The sequence below is a fragment of the Pseudomonas sp. KB_15 genome (genome assembly GCF_052114525.1).
GTDB lineage: Bacteria > Pseudomonadota > Gammaproteobacteria > Pseudomonadales > Pseudomonadaceae > Aquipseudomonas.
On the sequence record NZ_JBFREX010000224.1, the window covers coordinates 1 to 441 of the forward strand.

The 441-nt window shown below is 68.2% G+C and carries 1 protein-coding gene; it reads left to right on the plus strand.

What is annotated here, in order from left to right:
- Nucleotides 1-212 precede the first annotated feature (212 nt).
- On the plus strand, nt 213-441 hold a 229-nt coding region (locus AB4Z35_RS30595), incomplete at its 3' end, for a benzoate/H(+) symporter BenE family transporter (protein WP_442101243.1).

Sequence of the window (441 nt, forward strand, 5' to 3'; positions counted from 1 at the left end):
GTGGTTCCTTAGCCCGATCCCGCCCAACGGCATCACGCTGGACATTCCGATGAGCTACCTGCTGCGCGATTCGTTCAAGTTCCCGAGCGACAAGGTGGCCGACTAAGGGCCTCCCTGCCAGCCCGGGCGGGGAGCCGCGTGGGGGCCGCGTTGGCGCCCCCGCCGCCCCCATCCATGCGAAGATGTCGGCCGTCCGCCCCTTCGCATCGACCATGACTGCCGCCGCCCCCCTCAAGCTGTCCGACCTCTCCCTTTCCACGACGGTGGCCGGGYTGATCGCCATGCTCACCGGCTACACCAGCTCGCTGGTGCTGATGATCCAGGCCGGGCAGGCGGCGCATCTGAGCGATGCCCAGATCGCCTCGTGGATCTGGGCGCTGTCCATCGGCATGGGGGTGACTACGCTGGGACTGTCGCTGATGACCCGGGTGCCGATCGTGG